The organism is Xenorhabdus ehlersii (assembly GCF_003610465.1).
Taxonomy (GTDB): Bacteria; Pseudomonadota; Gammaproteobacteria; order Enterobacterales; family Enterobacteriaceae; genus Xenorhabdus; species Xenorhabdus ehlersii.
Map to the genome: position 1 here is coordinate 218,054 of NZ_RAQI01000002.1, position 22,395 is coordinate 240,448.

General features: G+C 39.7%; 24 protein-coding genes and 2 pseudogenes. 18 read left to right on the forward strand and 8 right to left on the reverse strand.

What is annotated here, in order from left to right:
* Positions 1–16 precede the first annotated feature (16 nt).
* The 3 genes from BDE27_RS06945 to BDE27_RS06955 form a co-directional block, all read right to left on the reverse strand.
* The gene (locus BDE27_RS06945) at positions 17–901 is read right to left on the reverse strand and encodes a hypothetical protein (RefSeq protein ID WP_244208716.1); all 885 of its coding nucleotides are present in this window, start codon (positions 899–901) and stop codon (positions 17–19) included.
* Positions 902–990: 89 nt separating this feature from the next.
* A complete protein-coding gene (locus BDE27_RS06950) occupies positions 991–1,530 on the reverse strand; it encodes a hypothetical protein (RefSeq protein WP_099132179.1) in 540 nt (179 codons plus the stop codon).
* 16 nt (positions 1,531–1,546) lie between these two features.
* Complete coding sequence (locus tag BDE27_RS06955; protein WP_083600906.1) at positions 1,547–1,963, reverse strand: helix-turn-helix domain-containing protein; 417 nt, start codon at positions 1,961–1,963, stop codon at positions 1,547–1,549.
* Between the two features lie 92 nt (positions 1,964–2,055).
* Between BDE27_RS06955 and BDE27_RS06960 the strand changes: the two genes are divergently transcribed.
* The 14 genes and pseudogenes from BDE27_RS06960 to BDE27_RS07025 all read left to right on the forward strand — a co-directional run bounded on the left by BDE27_RS06960 (position 2,056) and on the right by BDE27_RS07025 (position 10,214).
* The gene (locus BDE27_RS06960) at positions 2,056–2,244 is read left to right on the forward strand and encodes a DNA-binding protein (RefSeq protein WP_074019679.1); all 189 of its coding nucleotides are present in this window, start codon (positions 2,056–2,058) and stop codon (positions 2,242–2,244) included.
* A gap of 60 nt (positions 2,245–2,304) precedes the next feature.
* A complete protein-coding gene (locus BDE27_RS06965) occupies positions 2,305–2,613 on the forward strand; it encodes a helix-turn-helix domain-containing protein (RefSeq protein ID WP_074019678.1) in 309 nt (102 codons plus the stop codon).
* Between the two features lie 19 nt (positions 2,614–2,632).
* On the forward strand, positions 2,633–3,589 hold the full coding sequence (locus BDE27_RS06970) for a DUF3102 domain-containing protein (RefSeq protein ID WP_099132180.1): 957 nt from the start codon (positions 2,633–2,635) through the stop codon (positions 3,587–3,589).
* Positions 3,582–3,755, forward strand: a complete 174-nt coding sequence (locus BDE27_RS19400; RefSeq protein WP_099132181.1) for a hypothetical protein — start codon at positions 3,582–3,584, stop codon at positions 3,753–3,755. The genes BDE27_RS06970 and BDE27_RS19400 overlap by 8 nt, the downstream gene beginning before the upstream one ends.
* Before the next feature lies 1 nt (position 3,756).
* Positions 3,757–5,541, forward strand: coding sequence for a DDE-type integrase/transposase/recombinase (locus BDE27_RS06975; protein WP_099132182.1), 1,785 nt, complete (start codon positions 3,757–3,759; stop codon positions 5,539–5,541).
* Positions 5,542–5,621: 80 nt separating this feature from the next.
* Complete coding sequence (locus BDE27_RS06980) at positions 5,622–6,794, forward strand: ExeA family protein (RefSeq protein ID WP_074019675.1); 1,173 nt, start codon at positions 5,622–5,624, stop codon at positions 6,792–6,794.
* A 10-nt stretch (positions 6,795–6,804) separates the two neighbouring features.
* Entirely contained in the window at positions 6,805–7,098 is a 294-nt protein-coding gene (locus BDE27_RS06985; protein WP_099132183.1) for a hypothetical protein, read from the forward strand.
* A 126-nt stretch (positions 7,099–7,224) separates the two neighbouring features.
* Positions 7,225–7,746 (forward strand): host-nuclease inhibitor Gam family protein, encoded by a 522-nt coding sequence (locus BDE27_RS06990; protein ID WP_099132184.1) that lies wholly within the window; start codon positions 7,225–7,227, stop codon positions 7,744–7,746.
* 11 nt (positions 7,747–7,757) lie between these two features.
* A complete protein-coding gene (locus tag BDE27_RS06995) occupies positions 7,758–7,949 on the forward strand; it encodes a hypothetical protein (RefSeq protein WP_099132185.1) in 192 nt (63 codons plus the stop codon).
* A complete protein-coding gene (locus BDE27_RS07000) occupies positions 7,942–8,220 on the forward strand; it encodes a nucleoside triphosphate pyrophosphohydrolase family protein (protein ID WP_099132186.1) in 279 nt (92 codons plus the stop codon). The genes BDE27_RS06995 and BDE27_RS07000 overlap by 8 nt, the downstream gene beginning before the upstream one ends.
* A pseudogene (locus BDE27_RS07005) lies at positions 8,207–8,885 on the forward strand (DUF2786 domain-containing protein). The gene BDE27_RS07000 and the pseudogene BDE27_RS07005 overlap by 14 nt, the downstream one beginning before the upstream one ends.
* A gap of 192 nt (positions 8,886–9,077) precedes the next feature.
* Positions 9,078–9,503 (forward strand): gp16 family protein, encoded by a 426-nt coding sequence (locus BDE27_RS07015; protein WP_074019669.1) that lies wholly within the window; start codon positions 9,078–9,080, stop codon positions 9,501–9,503.
* Positions 9,500–9,868 carry a Mor transcription activator family protein gene (locus BDE27_RS07020; protein ID WP_099132187.1) on the forward strand — a complete coding sequence of 123 codons (369 nt, stop codon included), beginning with the start codon at positions 9,500–9,502 and terminating at the stop codon, positions 9,866–9,868. The genes BDE27_RS07015 and BDE27_RS07020 overlap by 4 nt, the downstream gene beginning before the upstream one ends.
* A 202-nt stretch (positions 9,869–10,070) precedes the next feature.
* Complete coding sequence (locus tag BDE27_RS07025; protein ID WP_099132188.1) at positions 10,071–10,214, forward strand: hypothetical protein; 144 nt, start codon at positions 10,071–10,073, stop codon at positions 10,212–10,214.
* Positions 10,215–10,298: 84 nt separating this feature from the next.
* Here BDE27_RS07025 and BDE27_RS07030 read toward each other — a convergent pair whose 3' ends face one another.
* Together BDE27_RS07030 and BDE27_RS07035 are read right to left on the reverse strand one after the other, a co-directional pair.
* Positions 10,299–10,727 carry an N-acetyltransferase gene (locus BDE27_RS07030; RefSeq protein ID WP_099132189.1) on the reverse strand — a complete coding sequence of 143 codons (429 nt, stop codon included), beginning with the start codon at positions 10,725–10,727 and terminating at the stop codon, positions 10,299–10,301.
* A gap of 23 nt (positions 10,728–10,750) precedes the next feature.
* Positions 10,751–12,145 carry an MFS transporter gene (locus BDE27_RS07035; protein WP_099132190.1) on the reverse strand — a complete coding sequence of 465 codons (1,395 nt, stop codon included), beginning with the start codon at positions 12,143–12,145 and terminating at the stop codon, positions 10,751–10,753.
* Between the two features lie 639 nt (positions 12,146–12,784).
* On the opposite strand from BDE27_RS07035, the gene BDE27_RS07040 reads away from it, so the two are divergent.
* The 3 genes from BDE27_RS07040 (at position 12,785) to BDE27_RS07050 (ending at position 19,099) form a co-directional block, all read left to right on the forward strand.
* Positions 12,785–15,844 (forward strand): autotransporter domain-containing protein, encoded by a 3,060-nt coding sequence (locus tag BDE27_RS07040; RefSeq protein ID WP_120211333.1) that lies wholly within the window; start codon positions 12,785–12,787, stop codon positions 15,842–15,844.
* Positions 15,845–16,043: 199 nt separating this feature from the next.
* Complete coding sequence (locus BDE27_RS07045) at positions 16,044–17,528, forward strand: trypsin-like serine peptidase (RefSeq protein ID WP_099132192.1); 1,485 nt, start codon at positions 16,044–16,046, stop codon at positions 17,526–17,528.
* Positions 17,529–17,899: 371 nt separating this feature from the next.
* Positions 17,900–19,099, forward strand: a complete 1,200-nt coding sequence (locus tag BDE27_RS07050; protein WP_099132193.1) for an MFS transporter — start codon at positions 17,900–17,902, stop codon at positions 19,097–19,099.
* A 117-nt stretch (positions 19,100–19,216) separates the two neighbouring features.
* Here the strand turns inward: BDE27_RS07050 and BDE27_RS07055 are convergent, their stop codons facing one another.
* Entirely contained in the window at positions 19,217–20,038 is an 822-nt protein-coding gene (locus BDE27_RS07055) for an intradiol ring-cleavage dioxygenase (protein WP_099132194.1), read from the reverse strand.
* Between the two features lie 259 nt (positions 20,039–20,297).
* Here BDE27_RS07055 and BDE27_RS07060 point away from each other — a divergent pair, with 259 nt between their 5' ends.
* Entirely contained in the window at positions 20,298–21,077 is a 780-nt protein-coding gene (locus BDE27_RS07060) for a class I SAM-dependent methyltransferase (protein WP_099132195.1), read from the forward strand.
* 195 nt (positions 21,078–21,272) lie between these two features.
* Here the strand turns inward: BDE27_RS07060 and BDE27_RS07065 are convergent.
* A pseudogene (locus tag BDE27_RS07065) lies at positions 21,273–21,389 on the reverse strand (IS200/IS605 family transposase); the annotation flags it as partial.
* Positions 21,390–21,399: 10 nt separating this feature from the next.
* The gene (locus BDE27_RS07070) at positions 21,400–22,395 is read right to left on the reverse strand and encodes a hypothetical protein (RefSeq protein WP_099132196.1); all 996 of its coding nucleotides are present in this window, start codon (positions 22,393–22,395) and stop codon (positions 21,400–21,402) included.

Below are 22,395 nucleotides of genomic sequence, written 5' to 3' on the forward strand. Positions count from 1 at the left end.
CCCTTTTAATATTCCATTACATTGGGCAACTCCACTCAGTCGTATCATCAGGTTTAAATACCATCAAGCACCCCGCTCGTGGGGGTTTATTATCTGGTGTAGCTGGTAATATTTCTCTCGATTCTGGTTTTGCTGGCGCAGACTGAATTTCTTTCAAACATTCAGTTGCACTTTTTTGGTATTCACTATAGGCACCTTCAATTTTTCTCAATGCAAAGTTGGTTTTCTGAGGATCATTTGAAGAGAGAACTTTAACTAAATTGATTTTTTCAACCCACCAGTTCTGCGCATTAAACCCAGACATTTGGCAAGCACTATAAGGTTGTATTACATCTTGAGATAAAAATCTTTTTCCTTCATGTTCTATTTGCCTAAATTGTCGACCGTAATTAGGAAAGTCATAAACTACCCAATTATTTTTCTGCTGAAAACTGTCTATGGCTTTAGTTATTTTATCCAGATAGTTTTTTGCGGTATCAATGCGTTCTGCATCAGGCATGATCGAGAAATCATATGGTTTGTATGTCAGATCGTCTGGATAAAAATATACCCAATAATCACTATCGGGCAGGACATTTTGTTGATCAAATAGTAACGCTTGACAAGCACTCTTAGGAATTTTAATTCCTGTCTGGTCATCATTAATTTCAATAAAACAGTTATGACCAGAAGCCATATACTCAACAGGTATTTGGGCATTATCAGGAATACGAAATTTAATTGTTAGAAAGCGATTCAGCTCAATCGCTTTATCCTGAAATTGTTCTGAGTATTTATCAAGGCCGGGAAGCAAATGACTGATAGCTGGTAGTAGTTGATTGATAGTGGCGTTATCTGTTGTTATCGAGAACGTGGGACTGGGAGATTTTTCAGGCTCAATTTGAGCGCTATTTTCAGCCACATCACCACATCCTGCCAAAAGAAATATTGTGGGAATTAATAAATTGCGCATAGCTCATACCTTGTATGAAATTGAAAATAATTATCTCATTAAGAATTTCTGCGTCGTAAAATGACATTGATGGTATCAATAATGTTCTTATTTTCATCTATTATGATGTTTTCTATTTTTCTATGCTTATCCATTTTTTTTCCACAAATATAAATCAGTACACTCCAAGAAACAAAAATTACCAAAGTTTTCTCATTGAATAGCAATAAACCACTAGACCCTCCACCCCAAAGCACCATATAAGCATTCCATAGGGCAAACCCAAATGCCATAAGTACAAGACTCAAGAATAGTAGGCAAGGTGTATTAAAATAACAACGCCATTTAGCATCTTTATTTTTCGTCAGCAATTGTTGTTTCATTGCAAGTAACTCTTGACCATCCCTTTCATGAAGCTCACGTGGTCGCGGTGGTGTAGGAGGATTAATATTGACAACTGAACCCACGTGAATAGAACCATGACTATTACCACCAACACTGATAGTTACTTGTCGTTCTTGCCCATCTTGGGGAAGTAGTTTAAGACTATCAACAACCTGTTCTGCAATTGTTCTAAGTTTTTCTTCTCTGTTGTCCATATAAATCCTTCATTCTTTAATGATTAATAACCAATTTCAATACCCTATCAATTCTAGCGTCATCTACAGCAGACTCTTTAATCAAAAAGTTATATATTTTTGATGATTGTAGGACAAGTTCATCTGCTGTCCAACGGCGGTTAGATTGCCTTGCGATAGAATCTAGTTGACGAACAATTTTTCCTAGTAATTCTTCATCTATCTCATTGTTTTTTTGAGCGGTAAAAATTGATTGCTGAGCTTGCCCTGTGATCAGATACATTACATCTAGACCTGCTTTTGCCCAGAGGCTAATAGCGTCAGCCCCTGGTGCAGATTCATTTTTTTCCCATCTTATTTGTGATTTTCTTGATGCGCCAACCATCTCTGCGAAGTCAGATTGACTAAATCCCAATCGTTCGCGCTCTTTTTTCAATCTTTCACCAAGGGACATTTTTGTCACCAAAACCCTTTACAAGTCCCAAAATTGAGACAATAATGTATCACATATCCTACAAACATCATTGCATCACCGGAGGCTATAGCATGACACCTGAACAAATTAAAAACCGTTTCCAACAACACGGCATTACTGTTACTCAATGGGCACAAGAAAACGGTTATTCCCGTGAAGCTGTGTACCGTGTTCTAAATGGACAATCCAAAGCTAACTACGGAAAGGCCCATGAAATAGCTGTGAAGCTCGGTCTAAAAACACCATCTTTGAGTATTTAGTATAAGCAATTTATCACTTTTTGTAACAAATTATCACATATTGAAAAAGGAGATTGTGACATGCGCAAAATTAACGTTTCCAGTTCTGGAACGCGCATATTACGAGTCATGAAAGCTTTACGTGGTCATTCACTATCTGGGCTGAGTAATGGGGAATTAGCAGAATTATTGGGGGAATCTCCGGCAAATATTAATCGTGCACTAAATACATTAATAGAAGAAGGATTGGCACAAAAATTAGATAGCGGTAGATATGCCCCGGGCATGCAATTACTACAAATAGCACAATCATTCTCAAATGAAATGTCTAATACACAAGCCAGAATCACTGAAATGAATCAGCGTGTTTTAGCTGGTAGCAGAAATTAATTAATAAGGAATTCCTATAATGGCACGTACAAAAAATACAACATCAGTAGGACTGGCCGAAGAGATTCAACTTGCCGACGATCTGCAAGTTAATCTTAATGCCATGACAACCCATCGTTTGCAAATCATGGAACAGTTTGGGGATGGTTTACCATATGACTGCAACCGTATTGTGCATGAAGCTAAGTTTTATATGGCTCAAAGCGCTGAAGCAATGTTAGAAGCAGGGAAACGCCTCATCATTCTTAAAGAAAACGAGCCTCATGGGGAATTTGTTGACATTGTTAGAGATCAGCTTGGTCTGGAACCCCGTATTGCTCAAAAAATGGCACAAGCAGCACTTAAATTTCTTTCACCGGGATTAGAAGCAAAAGCGAAAACGTTTTCGCTTTTAGGGCGTTCCAAACTGTATGAATTAATGCTTGAAGACGACGAAGAATTATCAGAATTAGCCGAAGGCGGCACTGTTGCTGGCCTGACACTGGATGATATTGATCGCATGTCTGTCCGCGAACTACGCAAGGCGTTACGCGATACACGTAACGATCTCGAAATATCACGTCAAGCAGTACAAGAAAAGAAAGAACTGGTCAGTAATTTGATCGAAGAAAAGTCTGAAATCCAGCACAAACTCCAGCGCCGAATCCATCATGAAAAACCCGAAGAAGAAAGCGAAGCACTAACTCTGGAAGTTAATTCATTGGCATTTGCTGTTGATGCCGCAATTATCAATCTTTTCAATGGGTTCACTGAATTAAATAGTCATACGATGCGTACTGACATTAGCCATATTGGGTTTATGACGGGATTACTGGATGACATTGAAATCAAATTCCGTGATCTGCGTAACCAATTTAATTTACCTGAATACAGGGAACACGACGTGATTCCTGATTGGGCTAAAGAAGGTGCAGAGGAGCAAGAAAAAGAATTCAAACGCCCTGACTGGATGGAAAAGGACGAGGCACATGACTAGATCCAAATTGAATTATGCGGTCAGCCGACATCTGAATGATATGAGCCAAGGGTTTTCAATTCTGACAAATTACGGTGAATTACAGATACAAGGTAATGATGCTGCACCTTTTGTCCGTGAATTGAAGAAAATGCTGGAAAAGAAACTGAAAAAACAAGGGCAATAATATGAACGCCACAATGACCGAACGATTAGTTGCTATTGCACAAGCAGCACATAAAGCCGGACATGGCGGCAAAGAGGCGGTATATCGTGCGGCTTGTGAGGAGCTGTGTATGTCACGTTCGACACTGATAAAAAAATTGGGTGAAGTTTCTGGTAGAAAACCCCGCAAGAAACGTTCTGATGCAGGTAATAGCGCACTAACGCGTGAAGAAGCCATCCTCATTTCAGGGGTATTAATGGAAGCCACACGTAACACAGGCAAGCGCCTATATAGCCTTGAACAAGCAGTTAACGATCTGCGTTCAAATGGCCTAATTAGCGCGGGTCATATTGATACTGAAACGGGCGAATTTATCTCATTATCTGTTGATGCCATCAGCCGCGCATTACGACAATACAAGCTACACCCTGAACAATTGAAAGTACCTGCACCCAGTCTGCAATTAGCCAGCTTACATCCTAATCATGTCTGGGAGTTAGACGCCTCAATCTGTGTACTGTATTACCTGAAAAATCCTGACAAAAATAAGGGTGGTGATAACGGGCTGCGTATGATGCCTGTCGCTGAGTTTAACAAAAATAAACCGAAAAATCTGGCACGTATTGTTAATGATCGCGTCTGGTCGTTTGAACTGACAGATCATACCAGCGGCTGGATATATGTCGAATATTTGTTTGGCGGTGAAACCAGCCAGAATTTTACTTCGGTATTGATCAACGCTATGCAAGATCGCAGTGACGCAGATGTGTTACATGGCGTGCCCCAGATTTTATTTACTGACCCTGGCTCAGCTTTAACCGCACCTACATTACGTAATTTGTGTAAGGCGCTGGGTATTCAGATGATACAACACAAAGCCCGTAATGCCCGTGCTACAGGCTCGGTTGAAAAAGCACGTGACATTATTGAACGCAATTTCGAGTCTGGCTTACGTTTTCGTCAAGTTGATGATATTGACGAACTCAACCGTCTGGCACGGCTATGGCGAATGAAATTTAACCGTACTGCAATACATAGCCGATATGGACAAACCCGTACTGATTGCTGGTTGAGAATTACGGCTGAACAGCTAGTCAAGGCACCTGCTATCGAAGTTTGCCGTGAATTGGCTGTTGCCGCACCAGAAAGCCGTAAAGTTCAGTCAACCCTGCGTGTCTCTTTTAGGGGGCGTGAATATGATGTGAGTACAGTTCCTCATGTCGGTGTTGGTGATTCCATTATGATCACCCGTAATCCGTGGCGTGATGAAGTCGCCCAGGTTGTCATTACGGGTGAAGATGGCTTTGATGCTTTCCATCTGGTTAATGAAGTCGTTAAAGATGAACACGGTTTTGCCCTCGGTGCCCCTGTGATTGGCCGTGAGTTCCATGCCATTGCCCACACAATTGCACAACGTAATTTGGCTGAAGTTGAACAAAAAGTGATGGGAACAAATAATGCCACTGAAACTGAGGGCGCCCGTAAATTAAAAACGTTACCTCTCAATGGTCGGTTTGATCCCTATCTGGATATTGAACGTAACGATGCACCGACGTATATGCCTAAACGTGGGCAATCTTCAACAGTATACAGCCCGCGTATTGAACAGCTCCTAAACCCCGTTGATGTTGTCAAAACACTACGCGAAAGGTTCCAGTCACAGGGAAAAACATGGCGTGCTAAATTTTACCAATTAATAGTTGAACGCTTTCCCAACGGTGTTCCTGCAGATCAAGTTGATGTGTTGTCTGATGAGTTCATGGAGCAATCAACCCATGTTGTACGCCACATTATCAACGGTAATTAATTTTGTATGACATAGATAAGGTAAAGAAAGAATGGCAATTAAAGTTCATGATCCTTATAGCCGCTTAACGGGGGATTAATATGCTGGTGTTTAAACAACAGTTACAAGCACATCAGTTAACACAAAGTGCTGCTGCAAATGCAGCAGGAATTTCGGCAGCCGCATTAGCCCAAATTGTTAATCATAATATCTGGCCACGGCAGAATGCGGAGGTAATAAAGCAACGTATTACTGATTTTTTGACAAGTAAAGGGATTGACACAGTAAAAAGTTTTGAGGTGGTGCAGACAACCAACCCATTAGATGTCTGCACCGATAACAAAGAGACAACCCTCATTTCTGAGGAGGAAAACATGTTACTAAAGAAACAAGTATTATTTCCAGCGACAAAGAAACATTTTAGTTTGTTTCGTGATCCATTCGAAGATAGTGCCATTCAAAGCGCTGAAGATGTTTTCATGACGCCAGATAGTCGTTATGTACGGGAAGCTATGTATCAAACCGCACGTTATGGTGGTTTTCTGGCAATATCAGGGGAATCAGGCTCAGGTAAAACAACACTGCGTCGTGACCTCATTGACCGTATTAACCGGGAAAATACCCCCATTATTGTTATTGAGCCGTATGTATTGGCAATGGAAGACAATGATGTCAAAGGTAAAACCCTTAAGGCATCCAGTATTGCTGAAGCCATTGTGAATACTTTGGCACCGTTGGAAAACTTAAAACGATCACCTGAAGCACGTTTCCGTCAGTTGCACAGGATATTGAAAGACAGTTCTCGTGCAGGTTATCAACATGTTCTGATAATAGAAGAAGCACACTCATTACCTTTGCCGACCTTGAAGCACCTCAAGCGATTCTTTGAATTGGAAGATGGTTTTAAGAAACTGCTATCTATCATTTTAGTTGGACAGCCTGAGCTTGAATTGAAACTGTCAGAACGAAATCAAGAAGTTCGCGAAGTAGTACAACGTTGCGAAGTCGTTAACTTGCGTCCGCTTAATGATTATTTGGAATCTTTTCTGGACTTTAAATTTGGTCGGGTGGGCATGGAAACGAACAAAATTCTGGATAATAGCGCGATTGCCGCTATTCGAGATCGCTTGTGTCTTAGTCGTCACGGCGGTAGAGAAACAGTGAGTTTGTTATATCCATTAGCGATAGGTAACCTGGTGACTGCGGCAATGAATATGGCTGCTATTAATGAGATACCTACGGTTGATGCCAATATTATTCGCAGTGTTAACTGAGGATGTCACGATGAAAAAAAATCCTGGCTTAACCATTAATGTTGACAATATGCATATTCAAACTGCCTTATCACGCGTTGGACATGCAATTAATAAATTATCAACGCAAGGATTTACAGTCAGCCGAATTGATATCGACCAGCAAAGCCGCCCAACCATCGTTGTACAAAATGATGTTCATTGCCGCCGATATCAAGAAAGTAGACGGGCTGTCAGGTATGGATTTGGTCATGATGAACATGGAGCGTATGAAAAATATCAATTCCAACTATATCAATGCCGTATTGCATGGGAGGTTCGTTAGATTATGGCCGTAAAAATTGAAGCACATATACAAATAATTATTGGTAGAACAGGATTTTTCCATTACAGAAGTTTTTAAAGATAGCATCAGTAAAAAACTAATACATTAATTAACGGATAAATAAATATGACAAAGAGAAAAATGCGGCTTAAAGCTGCTGCGGCTTCCTATACCCCGCAATCCCGTGAGCAGGTCAGCGCGGATATTAAAAAAATTGGTGATATACAACGTGAATTGACCCGAATTGAAACCGAAATTAATGACGAAATTGCTGTCATTGCTAATAGAAACACGCCCACAATTGAAGCGCTAAAGGCAGAGCTTAACATATTGCAGAAAGGCGTTCAGATATGGTGTGAGGCTAATCGTAATGAAATTACAAATAGCCATAAAACTAAGACAGCAAACTTGATAACAGGGGAAGTATCCTGGCGGACGAGGCCAGAATCAGTTTCCATTAAAGGCGTGGATGTGGTTATTAAGGCATTAAAGATTCTCAAATTAGACAGGTTTATTAGAACAAAAGAAGAAATTAATAAGGAGGCTATTTTAGCTGATAAAAATGCGGTTAAAGAAATAAAAGGAATATCGATTATTTCAGGTAAAGAAGATTTTTCAATTATCCCATTCGAACAGGAAATTAAGTAAGGAATATATTGATGAAAATAACATGTAATAACTGCAAAAAACCTGTTGAACAAATGAATTTTAAACAAGCCAATATTATTCAGTCTCCTGAATTTGGTGAGTGGGTTGTAGATCTAATCTTGGTTTGCCCACATTGTAGTCAACAATATGGTGTTTCTGTCGCTGCATGGGATTTACAGCCGCTGGAGACAGTGAATGGATAAAACAACCTTATACCAAAAAGCCATGCAGGTATGGGGTTATGACAAACAGTTATGCAAGCTGGCCGAGGAGGCCAGCGAGCTGTCTGCCGAAGCCTGTCGTGTTCTGAATTTTCATGGCCTTGAAAATGGTCTGGCTGAAGAGATCGCGGATGTAGAAATTATGATTGAACAGCTTCGCCAGAATGGACTGGGTAAAGCTATCGAATATCACAAAACTCAAAAGTTACATCGTATTGCAGAATTATTGGGAGAAACATATGAACCACAATAATGAAAGAATCATAAGTAAGCTCAAAAAACTCTATGCCTTGTCAAAATCATCTAACCCACATGAAGCCGCAGTTGCACTAAGACGCGCACAGAAATTAATGCAGGCCTATAGCATCAGCGAAGACGAAATTGCATTCAGTGATATTGACGAAAGTATCAGTGATTATTGGCCCGTTGGTCAACGTCGTCCTCCTGTTTATATGTTAGGCCTGATTGCAATTATTAGGGATGCATTTGGGGTGTGTTCACTGCTGTTAAATAGAGTAGATACCCAGGTTAGTTTTTATGGCCCCAAAGAACGTATAGCGTTAGCTGCTTATACCTATGAAGTATTGGGGCGTCAGTTAATGAAGGCCAGAAAGGAATACATCAACAGTCAAAATAAGCGCCTGAAAACAACCACCAAAACCAGCAGAGGAGATAAGTTCGCGGAAGGTTGGGTACTTGCTGTTCTTAATGAGATTGTAAGGTTATCAATGAGCCAGGAAGAAGAGGAATTAGTTTATCAATGGCTCAGCCAACACCAAGGAAGTTAGTGGGCGGGAAGCCAAAAAAGCAAGGGGTAGTATGGATGCCATGAATGCAGGCTATCGCAAAGGTGAATTGGTCAGATTACATCAACCCGTCAGTGGGCAGGAACAAATGAAAATTGGGAGTACGGTATGATATTTAATTTCATCTTTTTGTTCTGCTATATTGGATGGGCTACAGCTGAATTGCACCGCACTCTTGGGTATCTGGACAGATACCGTGGTATCAAATTAATACTGGTATGGTCTTTCATTTTCTTTACTTGGCCAGCGACTTTGGCAATGTTGGTTTACTCAATTCGAGAGTGCATGGCAGAGGACGAGTAAGATGACAAGACAAAAACTTATTCAGCTTATCCATATTGCACGTAGTAACTTAAAACTGGACGAAGACACCTATCGCCAAATGCTTCTTTCAGAAACCAAGAAAACCTCTACGCGGGACATGGATATCCCGCAGTTAACCCGCGTTCTGGAAACCATGAAAAAACGGGGATTTAAGATTAAGCCAGCAAAGAAATCCGAAACATCGCGTCGATTAGATAGCCATCCTCAATCAAAAAAGATACGCGCTTTATGGTTAGAAATGGCTTCTATGGGGATTGTCCGCGACAGTTCGGAACAGGCATTAGCTCAATGGGTTAAACGTGAAACAGGTATCGACAGCTTACAATGGCTGAATTCAGCCCAAGCCAGTCGTGTTATTGAAAAGTTGAAGAAGTGGCAACATCGCGTTACGAGGAAAAAAGCATGAATGATGTGAATAATTTTCGTAGCAAAGGCCCTGAATTATTGGTCGAATTAGCACAACATACAGCTAGTACAGTCAGTGAGATTATCAATGTTGACCCTGTATTAGCTGAACAAATTGGGGAGGCTGTCGCGAACCGTATGATGCAGGTTTGGGGCGGTCAGAATGTCTATTTCCCTATGGGGATGGTTTGGAAAGTCAGCCTGCGCGATCGGGAAATCTTCAATAAATTTAACGGTAAGAATCACCACGAACTGGCACGTAAATTTGGTGTTTCTGTTCAATGGATTTACAGCGTAGTAAAACGTGTTCGAAAGGAGGAAGTGGATCGCCTGCAAGGTAAATTATTCAATGACGAGTCTGAGTAAGCGGGTTAAACTGATTGAACCTGACAACGTCAGGGGGCAGACCAAGCTCAATTCCGTTTGGTCTGCCTTTCACATACTGAAAAGGAATTACAATTGACTCTCCATAACTTCCCACTTAGTCCAAGTTCTTCCCATAATTATCTTTCGGTTCCTTTTCAAATATCTTACTTCTGATCAAAAACCCGTCGCAGTGGTTATCTCAATGGATGAGTACGAAAGTATTGAAACACTCAGATTAAAATTATTGCAGTCAAGAGCAGCACAGGCCCGCGTTGATATTGAATCCGGTAACACCATCGATGGCGAAGCCTTTTTTAATGAACTGGTATCAGGTCAGTACGATTAGCACTTTGCATATTGAGGAAAAAAATGTCTGTAGCCGAACTGAGTGCAGAACAATTACAGCGGGTGAAACGTATACACGACTATGCTACCCGGCATCTAAGCACATAAAATACTCTTGGCATCCAGTGTGTTCATCGACTTCTTCGCTGACAACATAAAACCCTTGCGATAAGTAAAAATCATAACTTGCCTGGTTTTGCTGATAAACGGATAGCGTGAGTTCAGTTCTTCGATTTTTGGCATCATTCATTAATGCGTTGCCAATTCCCTGCCCCTGTTTATCTGGTGATACAAAAATCGCAGCCAAACTATTTTTGTGAAGAGCGTAAAAGCCGACAACGTTAGAATTTTGTACATAGACATAAACTTCTGAAGCCGGAATATAGATGCTTCTCATGTTTTCTACCTGCGATTGCCAAAATTCAGCCGCCACAAAATTGTGAGCTTTGATAGAAGCTTCCAACCAAATAGATAGAACCGTATCCATATCTGCTTTTGTAAATGGCCTGATCATTTTTGATATCCTCGTGATTTACTCTACTTTCGATGTAATCTTTTCAATAAGTAAAATGCAATAAAAGCAGCTATAACATTGTAAAGCATACTGTAAACAAAGGCTTTTTGGTATGTAACAAAAAGCAGTGTCTCTATTTCATTAAAGTGCCATTGGACTAATATACTAACCATGGCAACACCAAAAGCGGCGCCAATTTGTTGCAAAGTTGCAATTACCCCTGATGCCATACCTGCAAATCTCACGTTAACAAAAGCTAAAACAATATTAAGCAATGGTGTCATGACAAAACCTTGACCATATCCAAGGAATGTTAGAATTGGCACTATCAAAAATATGAGTGAATTTGTTGGTGATAGTGCACTAATGGCAACAATCAAGGCAATGAAAGAAAGTACATAAAGTAAGCTTCCGGTAATGATGGCCTTACTGCCAAAACGTTTAACCCAATAAGGAGCATTGAGTGAAGATAAAATGAAACCTACGCTTGCTGGAGCAAAAATCAATCCTGCATCCAATGGATTGAAACCTAAGCCATTTTGTAAAAGTAGCGCAAAAACAAGGAAGAATGAACTGGAGGTGGAATAAACAGATAAAACCAATAAACAACCTAAACTAAATTGTTTGTTTTTCAATAAATCAAAATTGAATAGCGGTGTTTTTCCTTTTGCAACATAACGTTTTTCATGGAGAAAAAATTGCAACAGCGTCAGACAAGCTAAAAAGAAAGATATCCAGCACCACATTGGCCAGTTCAATGTTGGCCCAACCAAAAGCGGTAGCAACAAAGCAGAAATACCAATGCTGGAAAGTACCACCCCAGTTAAATCTAATTCTGTTTTTTCTTGAGCAATACTTTCGTTAAGATACCTCGAGAAAATTAAAGCCAATAAACCAATTGGAACATTAACCAGAAAAATTGATCGCCATTGTAAATCCCATAAATTGGCAGAAATCATCCACCCCCCCAGAGTTTGCCCTGCAATAGCAGCAAAACCTAAAGTCATTCCTAATAAACCAAATGCTCGACGACTATTATCGTCGTCAAAACTGACACGGATACTGGCATAAACTTGTGGAAATAACAGAGCTGCTGATAACCCCTGTAAAAACCGGGCAAAAATCAAAAAAGTTGCTGTAGGTGCAAAGCCACAAAGTAATGATGTTAAAGTAAAAGCGAGTATGCCTAACTGAAATAATCGCTTCCGCCCAAATAGATCGCCTAAGCGCCCTCCTGTAATCAGTAATAAACCAAATCCAATTTCATAGGTTACAATAACGAGTGTAATTTGGAATAAACTGGCTTGTAAGTGTAATTGAAGATTAGCAATGGCAATGTTGACAACGAAAAGATCAAAAATAGTCACAAATCCAGCTGATAACAAAACTGACAAGGCTAAATATTCCTTTTTAGTCATTTCGATTACACATCAATGATCACTGATTTAGAAAGACATTTACGATTGATTGTTTATGTAAAAAGATAAGGTATTAGGATAACAGTTAAAACTTCTAATAATAATGTTTATATTAATAATTATTGAAACGAAACAATAAAATTTAGAACAGTTTTATTAAAAATCTTGATAGAAACAGCCATCGAATAAACCATCATCCAAGTAAACATTATAAATAGTAACCACCCCACAAAAAAACAAATTAATAACAATTAATATGTAATTAATCCACGCAACGCCAAAATCATGCCATTTTAAAAGGATTTTAAGAAGGCTAATGTTATGTATATGATTCCTTTATTGTTATAAAATGGTTATAACAAAGTTAAATTTTTTCCTTGCACTTTGGGTTTAATTATTATGCTATAGCAACTTGTAGGCAGAGAATATTTATGGTTTGCATTTTTCTGTAGCTAATCCAAATATAGGTGAATTTCACCATAGCCTACTTGTTATATCTCAATCATCGTCATCGGTTTTATTAATAAGGACTTTTCAAGGAGCGATGTGCCAAACAGCGAATTGAAAGTTGCCACTTTTTGAAAAATGGAACCTCTATTATGAAAAAAAAACAATTCGGCACGACCGATTTTTCTGTGGATGACAACATTATTTTTTGGATTATTACCTGTTAGTACCTCAATGGCTGCTTCTGAATATCAGGAACAGGGTAAAAAAAACTCACCGAATAGTTGGTTATCAGATGAATTTAATCATCAGTGGGGATTGGCCGCTATTGGTGCTCATTATGCTTATGCTCGTGGTTACACAGGAAAAGGTATTAATGTTGGTGTATTGGATGAAGCCGTTACCAACCATCCTGAATTTGCAGGAAAACTAAAAATTTTAAGCCCAGACGATACCTGGAATTACGATAAAAATTCCGACACTGGGATTATCAGTTTTGGGGCTCACGGTAACCATGTTTCTGGGATCATTGCAGCAAACCGGGATGGCAAGGAAATGCATGGTGTGGCATTTGATGCAGGTTTGATTACTGGGAAATATTTACAAAACCCGTATAACCGCACAGAAGCCATGATCCAAAGCAACGCACGTGTCATTAATAACAGCTGGGGTGTTCGCCCCTCCTATGAAACTGATGAGAATGGTAAGCCTAAGCGATGGGAAAATGGGACGATCAAGTATTACTCAATCACACTGCAAGATCTCATTAATTATGTCACACCAATTAAAGATAATTTGGATAGGTTAAGCCGCTCTCCGATTCCAGAGCTCGATGACTATACAACGAGAACCTCGGGCCTATTGCGTGCAGCACGTCATGGAAAATTAGTTGTTTTTGCTGCGGGGAATGCAAATAACTATAACATTACCTGGTTACATGCGGGTATGCCCTATTTCTTCCCTGACGCATTGAAAAACTACCTCAGCGTTGCCAACCTGACCAGGGAAAACGAAATTAACGTTTCATCAACGCGTTGTGGTTATACAGCCAGTTACTGTTTGTCGGCACCAGGCACAAAAATTTATAGCAGCACGGGAAAATTCGTTTCTAAAGTGAATGGAAAAATCGACGAAGATGCTTTCCAAGATGGTGAGCTGACGATTGATCCCACCTATGATGCCTACACAGGTACATCAATGGCATCACCGCATGTGGCTGGAGCCGCTGCCGTCTTGATGCAACGCTTCCCCTACATGACGGCCGGGCAGATCGCAGATGTCCTTAAAACCACGGCAACCGATTTAGGTAAGCCTGGTTTGGATGACATGTATGGTTGGGGAATGCTGAATCTGAAAGATGCTATTGATGGTCCCAAAATGTTCATCACCGAAAAGGATATTCCGAAGAAATACTATATTCCCGGTTCTTATTCCGAAACTCAATTTATCGCCAATATTCCAGGTATTGGTAGCATAGTTGAGAAAGGTACTACTGTAGAACGAGTCTGTAATAGTATTGAATGTGCTTATGACAGTTGGGGTAATAATATCTCCGGTCATGGTGGATTGACGAAAATCGGTAACGGTATACTTGAACTGGCCGGTAAAAATAGCACCTATAAAGGGCCAACTTTGGTCGAACAAGGTCGTTTATTGGTTAGCGGTTCCATAACTTCGGATGTTACTGTGCAAGATAGCGCAATTCTTGGAGGGGATGGTACTGTCGGTTCAATCATGGCCAACTCAGGGGCCAGTATTGCACCAGGCAGCTTAAGTTCTAACTCTGTCAGTTCTGGCGGTACGCTGAATGTTGCTCATGATGTTACTTTCCAAGCGGGTTCACGTTATCTGGTAAACGTTGCACCAAATAGCCAAGGGTATAGTGATCGCATTATCAGCAATGGTTTAGCTATATTGAAAGGCGGTGAAGTGCAAGTCACTCTGGAAAATAGTAGTAACCTGTTATCGAAGCAAGAAGTCCGTAGTTTTCTTGGGCAACAATATAATATTCTGCAAGCAAATCGTGGTATCAACGGCCAGTTTACTACCGTAGTACCAAACTATTTGTTTATTGGTACTGAACTTAGTTACCAACCTAATTCTCAATCTAGTTCTCGACCTAATCAGGTAATGTTGGATATAAAACGTAATTCCACCACATTTGCCAGTTTAGGAATGACCGCTAATGAGCGTGCTGTGGCTAATGCGGCTGATAAACTGAGTTGGGGACATCCGATTTATGAGAGTATCTTGATGTTTGATACAGCGGCGCAAGCCAGCCAGGCATTCCAGCAACTCTCTTCCGGTCAGATCCATGCTGATATCGCTGTGGCACAAATTAATAATAGTCGCCATCTGCGCGATACGTTGAATACCCGTTTGCGTCAGGCTAATGGTGGAACCATTGAACAGGATATCAAAGTTGATAGAAATGGTGCTTGGGGACAAGTCATAGGTAACTGGCAACGTGCTAATGGTAGCAGTGAAGTCAACGGTTATCGTGTATCCAACTATGGCGTATTATTAGGTGCGGATAAAGAGTTGAGTGATGATTGGCGGCTTGGTGTCGCTACTGGATATACCCGCTCTTCTTTGAATGGTGGATATAACACTTCAGCACGCAGTAACAATTTCCATTTGGCGCTATACGGTAGCAAACAGATTGATGCTTTGGCATTGCGTGCCGGCGCTACTTACAGTTGGCATCGTTTTGATACCAAACGTTCGGTTGCTTTTGGCAGTCAATCCGACCATCTGAAAGCGAAATATGGTGCTCAAACTGGTCAATTGTTTACTGAAGCCGCTTACGGAATAAATACTTCTTGGCTGAATCTGGAACCATTCGCCAATCTGTCTTATGTTAATTTCCGTAATGAAGGTATTAATGAACATGGCGGTGCTGCTGCATTGAACGGTAAGAAACAGTCGAAAAATGCCACCTTCTCCACATTAGGTTTACGTGTCGATCAAAAATGGCAGGCTGAAAACGAAATCACTATAGGAGCATATGGTGAATTGGGTTGGCAACATCAGTTTGGCAGTGTAGATCGGGGCACTAAATTAAGTTTTAGCAATAGCGATGCTACGTTTACTGTTAACAGTGTTGCAGCCGCACGTGATGCTGCTGTAATTAAGGTAGGGACGGAATTGGAAATTAATAAAAATACTAAACTGTCGCTGGGGTATAACGGTGTTTTATCAGGCAGTCATAAGGATAATGGTGTATTCCTGAATGCCAATTGGAAATTCTAGTCAGTAAAAATTACATATGTTCTTGATAGCAAAAACCCACTGCTGGCAATGACTGGCAGTAGCTGGCAGTGAGTTTTTTATGCCTTGAGATTTTTAGGTTTTTGTATCTGCTTTGGTACAAACCACTTTGGTAGCACTGATTAATGATTAAATCAGATAATGTATTTAAGTCATTAAACCAATCCAAAGGAGGAAAATTGTGACTTATCGTAAGATCCTATTAATCAGTTTATTTTCTGTTTCAGCAAGTTCTTTAGCTTCAAATAATAATGGTGCTCCGTTGATGAAATCAACCGATTCCGGCGCTGAAAAGTTTAGAACTGTTGGTAAATTAAATGGAACCTCAAACTGTACAGCAACCCTGATTTCTGGTGAAAATGCACCGAATAAGGATACACCAGCATTGATACTTACCGCAGGGCATTGTGTAGATAGCAATGTAGGCACAAATGATGTTATGGTTGATCAGCCTGCACCTGAATATTGGCGATATACCCCAGATTATTTCATTGATAAGAAAGATGAGTTATCACCAATAAAAGTCAACCGTATTTTATATTCAACGATGAAATATGAAGATATTGCGGTATTACAATTGGATGCAACTTATGGTGACTTAGCTAAAAAAGGCTATCATCCTTTGAAGTTGAAGAAAAACCTTGATATGAAACATCAACCTATTGTGTTGACTCATATTCCTGTCGATAACGTTGATTACAATTACGCTTATCTCAGAAAATCTGAGTGTAATATCACTGGAAAATCACCCGTCTTATATGAGGGTGGCTCTCCATGGATTTGGACTCCGGTTTTCTCCGTGAATTGTGATGGTGTAGCTGGTGGAACGTCTGGTTCCCCTGTTTTTGAGAAAGATAAAACAGACGTAATTGGTGTACTGAATACAACAGTAACACCAGGAATGACCGGCTGTGGACTTGGCAGACCTTGTACTATCGAAAATAATAAAGTCGTTTCAACAGAAGGAGCTAGTTATTTTATCCCTGTCGATAGTATTGCTAATGCGTTGACAAAGGATAGCAAGTTAGATCTGCCTAAACTGGAAAATAACAGCGGTAATATTCTGGAAAGAAGCCCACTTTGGTCACGTTGGATAACTCAGAGTGTTAATCCTGTTGGTGGTGAGAAAGCAAAATGGGACATCGTTATCAAGGAAAATGCTAACGTTAAGAATATTCGATATAAAACAGGATTAATCAGTGATGTCGATTGTTCTGCTGAAGCAGGATACAGTGCTCCTATTCCTGTAAGCCAAAGTCCGCTGCAAAACATGCAGGTTCCTGACAAAGAAGGCATCTATAAACTCTGTGTTATTCACCAGAATAATGATGGTCAATGGCAAAAGACAAAAGATGCTTCTGTCATGTTGCGAGAAATTGATAATACTCCACCGTCAATTAAGCCCGTGTTAAATAAGGATGATTATGGAGATGCTTGGCGTATAACAGCTAACGCTCGTCCGTATGATATCTCAAGTGTACAAATTAAATATGGACCTAAAGCAACAACGAATTGTGACGACAAAACAGGTTATAGCTATCCCTGGAGACTAACAATGTTGGCAAAATCTGATGCACCATGGCGTGTTTGCGCATATGGTGAAGATATGGCAGGAAATGCTGGCCCGATTAATGTACTTGATATTGAAGCAACTACTACTAAGTAAAAAGTAAATGAACTCACTGTTGGCAAAAGCTGGCAGTGAGTTTTCCTTATATATTCTCATCCGTGCCACAGCCTAAATCTAAAATAGCATGTGCATTTTTGGCAAGTCCGACATAATAGTCGTAATCTGGTACCCATTCGTTATCGAAATCATAAAACTGAGCTAAGTTGCTGTCTTAGTAGAGTCGATAAACTGCCATATTTAATAATCCCTAGTATCTTATTTAATATCATCGTACTAATTTCCCCCTTATTTTTCGTTTTTTTCATACTATCGCCTCACCTTCAACACTCAGCATAATTTCCGAAATTTTCATCAAATAATTCTACTGTTTTACCAATCCCGTTTCTTATATCTAAGGAGGCTTAAATATGCCGCCACGTACTGTTCTATCTATGATGCTACTTATATTTTCACTTATTGTATTTTTCATTGGTGCGATGGAATTTATGGTATCACCTATGCTCAATCCTTTAGCTGATGCATTTCGGACAACAACAGACAAGGCCACTTGGCTGGTATCTGGTTATGCCCTCGCCTACGCACTTGCGGCACCAATTTTCGGTTGGTTATCTGATCGGATCAATCGACGCAAATTATTGCGGGTATCTTTGCTGTTTCTGTTCCTTGATGGATTAGCATTAACGATAGCCCCCAACTTGGAGATTGCAATTAGTTTACGTATTTTTGGTGGTATTGCTTCTGCCGCTTTGATTCCGACCATTTTTGCGCTGGTCGCAGAACTGTTTCCACCTTATAAACAGGCGTCAGCGATGGGAATTGTCATGCTTGGTATGACAGCCGGAATTGCAGGAGGCCCTATTTTTGCCGGTGTTTTGACTGAATTATTTTACTGGCAAGTGCCATTTTTAGTGAGTGCAGCAGGTTGTTTTTTGCTCTACGTTTTAAGTAAAAAAGTTTTGAGAAAAAATTACATTCCAAACCAGATTGATACCCTAAAAACTGTTCACCAAACGGTGACGTTTCAATCACTATTTCAATTTGGATGCCAAAAAAACTTAATACGCCCCCTTATTGCGAAAGGATTTTGGAATGGTACAGCAGTATCTGCTTTTATATTAGCCGGAGAGGTCTTAAGACATCATTACGATCTGGGAACAGGAGCCGTTGGTATCTCTGTTTCTGCATTTGGTATCGGACTTTGTTTGGGTAATCTATCCGTAAGTATTGTGAAGTACCTGAATATCAGAGATGAATGTGCACTTTTGTTGGCAATAGTCTTACTTTTCATTACTTGTTCTGCATTTATGTTATTGCCCCTGTTTTTGCTTTTTAGTTTGGTTTGTCTGATGTTATGGGGATATACACTCGGCCTTGCTGCTCCGATAAGCACTTCGATTCTGGCAAATCGGGCAAAGCAGGATAAAGGTCAAATATTGGCTATCTCAGAAAGTCTGAATAATCTAACCATTCTGTTTTTACTTCCAATAGCTACTATGTCGTTGTCACAATATGGCACTGCGGTAACAATGATGATACTGGGAAGCTGTTTTATCGTGGCAATTGTGCTAACACTGAAAGATTTGTTGGTGACACTGTCACTTAACTAAAACCACTAATTACTCCTTCGAACTTTACTTCTTCTTTAGCCCAGTTTCACCGGAGTAATAATGCATAACCACTATTTCAAACTCCGGTTATGGAGATTTTTTCTAAATTATATTCACCTATACAGTGTATTTAGCCAAGTCTTTAGGGGTTATTTTCTTAGACACATTATCTTTATTAATAGATAAAACTATATTTCCGTGTAATCCATCCAAAGGATTATCACTTATTTTTTTTATTGTCAAAATTGCAGCTCTATTTTTAACTCCAGAAAAAATGGAATCATCTTCATTTTTAAGCCTATTAACATCCCTTGGAGAATACATATCATTACTCATGACTTCTTTAGATATATTCTCAGGGAAATATAGCTGGCCTACAAAATAGAATTTATCTTCCTGTCTTTTTTGTACATTCGCATTCCTTGCTGATAAATGAATATGTATAGCTCTTCCAGCATAAAAACCGGGGAAAATTGTGGTAAATCTGACTATGCCTTCTTTATCTGTCCTTTGTGCCCCACGAAGGAATGTGCTTTCATCAGTTCTCGAAATCGTTCCTATATTACTAGATGGAGCCTCAAGGTCTGGGTTTATGTATTTCCAACCTGAATATTTTCCCATTGCATTACAATGCCATATATCAATAAGGATATCATGTAGAGGTTTACAGGTTACAGAATCAATGACTTTCATTGTCAATAAAAGAGGTATTCCTGGTTCATCTTCTGTTATATTCCTTCTCAGCAATTTGTTATTTATAAAGTATGGTCCTGACATTTCCTCTGGGGTCATCTCGCAAACGCCTATATCAATACCATCCTCTTTCTTTGATTGATTATGTGAAGAGGCAAAAGCTCCTGCTGGAACCAGAGGTAATAATGAAAATACTGCACCAGTAATACTCGCCTGTTTCAGAAACAGTCTTCTTTCATTTTTCATAAAGTGGCTCCTTATATGCCATTTAATTATTGTCTGGTAAATTGGTAAGCTGTAGATTCAGATAGTAAGACGATATCTAAATATAAATAATTTCCTCTTTTTTTAATAGAGTTAAATTATGTATCATATTGATATTAAATGATAATAATGACAAAAATCAGCAAGTCGAGTTTGGGGTTCATTGAATGCTTTTTTCAACCATGAAAATAGCTTGTGGTGTACAAAAACATAATCAAAACAACCATAAGGGTTAACTATTATGCCAATCAACTTTAATTCTCCAGAAAATAGACATACTTATTTTGGTCGTGAAGCTCAGCAAGAATGGTTCGATTTAATGCAGAAGCTGGTGGAACCACGCGATAAGGAAATCGCGGATATTGGTTGTGGTGGAGGTATTTATTCTTTGGCATGGCTGAAAATGGGAGCCAAAAAGGTGACTTGCGTTGATTTTTCTCAGCAGATGCTGGCTGATACAGTGGAAAACACCCAAGGTTTGCCAAATATAGTTATCAAACAAGGGGATGCTCTTTGCACTGGTTTACCCGATAGCAGCCAGGATATTGCCTTTGAAAGAGCGCTTATCCACCATATCAGTCAGGAAAATAGAACCTCTTGTTTTGCTGAAGCCTATCGTTTATTGCGCTCTGGCGGAACGTATATTTTGCAGGACAGAACATTGCAAGATATCCAACGTCCGGGATCACCTGAACATATTCGTGGTTATCTCTTTGATATTTATCCTCACCTGCAATATTTTGAAAATCAACGCAGGCCAGACAATATTGAAGTGATCGATGGATTACAATCTGTTGGTTTTAAACAAGTGAAGGTATTTTCTCTTTTGGAAAAACGCACTACTTATAAAAATTTCTTACAGTTAGCCGCAGATTTTCAGGCGCGCAAGGGTCGATCTATTTTGCATGAATTAAGTGATGAGGAAATAGCTCATCTAATCAGGCATATTGAAAAATCGCTGGGTGCTGAGACGGATATTGTTGAGAAAGATTTTTGGACGATATGGACAGGGATAAAATGAAGTAAAGACGAAATATATAAAATAAACAAACAGATAGATAATAGAAAGGAGCTGCAACGGACGCTCCTGTCGTTAACAAATATCACCATTTTAGGCGAAATTGATACTTGATGTAGAGCGTCCATCTTATTGAACTGTCGGTGGGTGAGTGATTAACGGACTGAAAGTCCGGATACGCATCGGCTGAACGATGCGTCAATTATCCAGCCTGAAGTTATCATTCGGATAACGCTTTTTCAGGTGAGCAAACTCTTCAAACAACTTGCTTACCGTTCTTCCCTTTATTCGCCCCATGATTTCTGAGGGCGATATTTACACCTTCTCAATGTTTAGCACGGCGATGCATATCAGAGACTCCGCACATTTTGGGACTAGACAGTGGCAGATTAGATTGCATGACCTCTTGATGCGTTTTAACAGGATCAAGGAATAATTGATGAATTTCATCTATATCCAGTTTGGAAAGATAACTACTATTAATTCCTTGATAATCTTCTGGAACAGTGGTTGTGGTAGGAAAGATAAGTTGATCAGGATATAAACGGCCACTCCAAAATTGGTCGCCTTTATCCAATGGCCTGACCATACTAGGCTCAACAACCTCAGAAATTTTAGCGCTGTCAGGAAATCGCAGACTGTTTTCGGCGGCTGGGTAGTCATGAATGACCATCCAATCGACAATATTTTGCTGCCGTTCCATTAGTGTAATATCTTTAAAAAATGCTGTTAAAACAATTGGAATAACTATTCCGCCTGTATTGCGATAATATTCAATAAAGTCGAGCCGTTTCTGTAATTGCTCATTGGTATCTAGCGCACTGACAGAAACTCTCATCTCAGCCTTAACCGCAACTAAACGTTGCGCAACCTCATCAGTCATTTTTTTAAAGGATTTGGTGATAAAGATCATTAACAACCCTTCTTCTCGTGCTAATTCAGCCATTCGTGTCGATAATAGCCAATTCCATGAAGGGTCACTATTCCATCCACATCTGATGTATTTTTGCGAATCAGGTAATGCTTTTAGATCACAAGAGAAAATATCTTCATCCAAATGATTATTGATTCGTTTACCAAAGTCGATACCATTTTCCCAACTGGAGATGGCGGAAAAACACATTCCATAACAAGCCATACTTTCTGGCAAACAACCCGTTACCACATCTGTGGTTAAGCTATTAAATGGCAAATCACCAGCGATTCCTGCCCTGATTAACATAGGTTCAGCCGGACTTAGTTCGCGCCCTTGAGTATATTTTCGATTACTGTTTCTAACCAATTGAGTAATGGATTTCTCTTGTTCTTTAGTAAGGTTCAT

Excerpts from the sequence above, each read along its gene's own strand:
- BDE27_RS06950 (WP_099132179.1), bottom strand. The coding sequence starts at position 1,530 with ATGGACAACAGAGAAGAAAAACTTAGAACAATTGCAGAACAGGTTGTT.
- BDE27_RS07040 (WP_120211333.1), top strand. The coding sequence starts at position 12,785 with ATGACAACATTATTTTTTGGATTATTACCTGTTAGTACCTCAATGGCT.
- BDE27_RS07015 (WP_074019669.1), top strand. The coding sequence starts at position 9,078 with ATGACAAGACAAAAACTTATTCAGCTTATCCATATTGCACGTAGTAAC.
- BDE27_RS06955 (WP_083600906.1), bottom strand. The coding sequence starts at position 1,963 with ATGTCCCTTGGTGAAAGATTGAAAAAAGAGCGCGAACGATTGGGATTT.
- BDE27_RS06980 (WP_074019675.1), top strand. The coding sequence starts at position 5,622 with ATGCTGGTGTTTAAACAACAGTTACAAGCACATCAGTTAACACAAAGT.
- BDE27_RS06970 (WP_099132180.1), top strand. The coding sequence starts at position 2,633 with ATGGCACGTACAAAAAATACAACATCAGTAGGACTGGCCGAAGAGATT.
- BDE27_RS06995 (WP_099132185.1), top strand. The coding sequence starts at position 7,758 with ATGAAAATAACATGTAATAACTGCAAAAAACCTGTTGAACAAATGAAT.
- BDE27_RS06975 (WP_099132182.1), top strand. The coding sequence starts at position 3,757 with ATGAACGCCACAATGACCGAACGATTAGTTGCTATTGCACAAGCAGCA.
- BDE27_RS07050 (WP_099132193.1), top strand. The coding sequence starts at position 17,900 with ATGCCGCCACGTACTGTTCTATCTATGATGCTACTTATATTTTCACTT.
- BDE27_RS06965 (WP_074019678.1), top strand. The coding sequence starts at position 2,305 with ATGCGCAAAATTAACGTTTCCAGTTCTGGAACGCGCATATTACGAGTC.
- BDE27_RS07030 (WP_099132189.1), bottom strand. The coding sequence starts at position 10,727 with ATGATCAGGCCATTTACAAAAGCAGATATGGATACGGTTCTATCTATT.
- BDE27_RS07070 (WP_099132196.1), bottom strand. The coding sequence starts at position 22,395 with ATGAACCTTACTAAAGAACAAGAGAAATCCATTACTCAATTGGTTAGA.
- BDE27_RS06960 (WP_074019679.1), top strand. The coding sequence starts at position 2,056 with ATGACACCTGAACAAATTAAAAACCGTTTCCAACAACACGGCATTACT.
- BDE27_RS07000 (WP_099132186.1), top strand. The coding sequence starts at position 7,942 with ATGGATAAAACAACCTTATACCAAAAAGCCATGCAGGTATGGGGTTAT.
- BDE27_RS07060 (WP_099132195.1), top strand. The coding sequence starts at position 20,298 with ATGCCAATCAACTTTAATTCTCCAGAAAATAGACATACTTATTTTGGT.
- BDE27_RS19400 (WP_099132181.1), top strand. The coding sequence starts at position 3,582 with ATGACTAGATCCAAATTGAATTATGCGGTCAGCCGACATCTGAATGAT.
- BDE27_RS06990 (WP_099132184.1), top strand. The coding sequence starts at position 7,225 with ATGACAAAGAGAAAAATGCGGCTTAAAGCTGCTGCGGCTTCCTATACC.
- BDE27_RS07035 (WP_099132190.1), bottom strand. The coding sequence starts at position 12,145 with ATGACTAAAAAGGAATATTTAGCCTTGTCAGTTTTGTTATCAGCTGGA.
- BDE27_RS07020 (WP_099132187.1), top strand. The coding sequence starts at position 9,500 with ATGAATGATGTGAATAATTTTCGTAGCAAAGGCCCTGAATTATTGGTC.
- BDE27_RS06985 (WP_099132183.1), top strand. The coding sequence starts at position 6,805 with ATGAAAAAAAATCCTGGCTTAACCATTAATGTTGACAATATGCATATT.
- BDE27_RS07055 (WP_099132194.1), bottom strand. The coding sequence starts at position 20,038 with ATGAAAAATGAAAGAAGACTGTTTCTGAAACAGGCGAGTATTACTGGT.
- BDE27_RS07025 (WP_099132188.1), top strand. The coding sequence starts at position 10,071 with ATGGATGAGTACGAAAGTATTGAAACACTCAGATTAAAATTATTGCAG.